The sequence below is a fragment of the Paenibacillus tianmuensis genome, assembly GCF_900100345.1.
GTDB lineage: Bacteria > Bacillota > Bacilli > Paenibacillales > NBRC-103111 > Paenibacillus_G > Paenibacillus_G tianmuensis.
The window spans coordinates 1-1,521 of the sequence record NZ_FMTT01000106.1 but is presented as its reverse complement, the minus strand read 5'-3'; the positions used below and the strand labels follow the sequence as shown (position 1 = coordinate 1,521).

3 protein-coding genes and 1 pseudogene are annotated in these 1,521 nt (G+C 44.0%); 2 read left to right on the top strand and 2 right to left on the bottom strand.

Translation table 11 applies throughout. The features are described 5' to 3' along the window. Positions 1-119 precede the first annotated feature (119 nt). Both BLO51_RS28335 and BLO51_RS28330 read left to right on the top strand, forming a co-directional pair. Positions 120-386, top strand: coding sequence for a hypothetical protein (locus BLO51_RS28335; RefSeq protein WP_090677489.1), 267 nt, complete (start codon positions 120-122; stop codon positions 384-386). Between the two features lie 100 nt (positions 387-486). Continuing rightward, positions 487-723, top strand: coding sequence for a hypothetical protein (locus tag BLO51_RS28330; RefSeq protein ID WP_090677488.1), 237 nt, complete (start codon positions 487-489; stop codon positions 721-723). A gap of 183 nt (positions 724-906) precedes the next feature. Here BLO51_RS28330 and BLO51_RS28325 read toward each other — a convergent pair whose 3' ends face one another. Both BLO51_RS28325 and BLO51_RS30020 read right to left on the bottom strand, forming a co-directional pair. After that, positions 907-1,182: a transposase gene (locus tag BLO51_RS28325; protein WP_090677486.1), complete on the bottom strand. Its 276-nt coding sequence runs from the start codon at positions 1,180-1,182 to the stop codon at positions 907-909. A gap of 12 nt (positions 1,183-1,194) precedes the next feature. Further along, positions 1,195-1,521 (bottom strand): annotated as a pseudogene (locus tag BLO51_RS30020) (hypothetical protein); the annotation flags it as partial.

Genomic DNA, 1,521 nt, shown 5'->3' with positions numbered 1-1,521 from the left:
ATGCCAATCTCTCCCGAACATTTATTTGTAATTAGTGTATCAAACAAACGTTCGTATGTGAAGGTTTTTGCTGAGGTAACTTGATATTCAAATTAATTTATAGTGGGGGATAAAATGTAATGGTGACGTTCGAGGATAAATTGTTTATGTTTTTTTTAGCTTTGCTGATTGTTTCTTTGTTGGTGAACGGTATCGGGTTTAGTCCTTCTAATTGGCATAAGGAGGATTTGAATGATTTTTCAGGAGGTTTTACTGATCGGCATTTGGCAAGAAAACAAGCAGAATTTAAAGGGCAGGATCGTAAAGCGAAGAGTTTATTTCGGTCGTATCTATTTTGGATTGCGATTGTAGGGATCGTGGTTTCGATTGGATTGTCTTACGTATAATCATAAGTGACTTAAGTCTTGCGAATTCAAATGGATTTTGCCCCAAAGGGCAGACTTGTAGCGTGAACGGTGGAACAGTGTTTTAAGCCGAGAGCTTTAAATGGCGCAAAATGTTGAGAAGAGGTTTTTTCTCCAAGGCTTGCTCATAAACATAGACAACAATTTGCCCGAAGAATTCTTCTCGGATGCGACGTACGACATCGCCAAGCGTCAAATTTGCCTCATCGCTCATCCACTACTGCCGCTGAAACTCAAGGAAGTTCTGCGTCAGGAATTGAACACCCCAAAATCGCTGAATCCCCTTAAACGAAAGCAATTGATATTGGTCAAAGCCTAGAAGTTCCTTGAAATAGCGATACTCCGTCTCAATGTTTCAGCGCACGTGATAATACCGCTGAATCGTAACGAGATTAAGCGATGGATCCATGCACAGGAGACAAACCTGCGGTTTGCTTGATGCAGGTAAGCATAAACCCAGTACACGCCCTGACCTTCCACCATAACGGAGTGGAGGTCGGATTTACGAATGTGCTGCTCGGCGAAAATCGTTTATCTTGATGGGGATGTCGGACGGACAGATGAGTCGGTTCGTCTTGATGGCGGCAATGACATGGAATCCTTCGCGGTTGCATGCATTCACAACTTTCTCGCTGGTATACCAACTGTCCATCAGAACGCAAACCTGCTCATCATCGTTTGCCTGAAAAGCGTCGATCATTTCAATGGCCAAATCGTTCTTGCTCTTGAAGGTGATTTGGTGGGTCGCTTTGGTAGTAGGGACGGAAATCAAAGGCATACGATTTGACCGCTACTTACGACAATGCGTGGTTACGAGATTATGACACCAGACGGACTTGCCTTCTTCATGCGAATACTGGAAGCTAGGCACCTCCATCTTTTTGGTTGTTCGGTCTTTTTTACAACAGGTATCATCTACGATGAGGAACACGATTCTACGAGCATCGCCAGCTTTGATCTGTCTTTTCCGAATCTGGGTGCTTGCATCCGTCTGCACTGCATGCGATTCATACACCATGGAGCCCGCATTTCGCATGTCAGTAAATGAAAATGAATAATAACAACCGCTGATGCGGTTCAAGAGAAACTGTCTTGGGCTTGGAGGGAGAATGGTCGC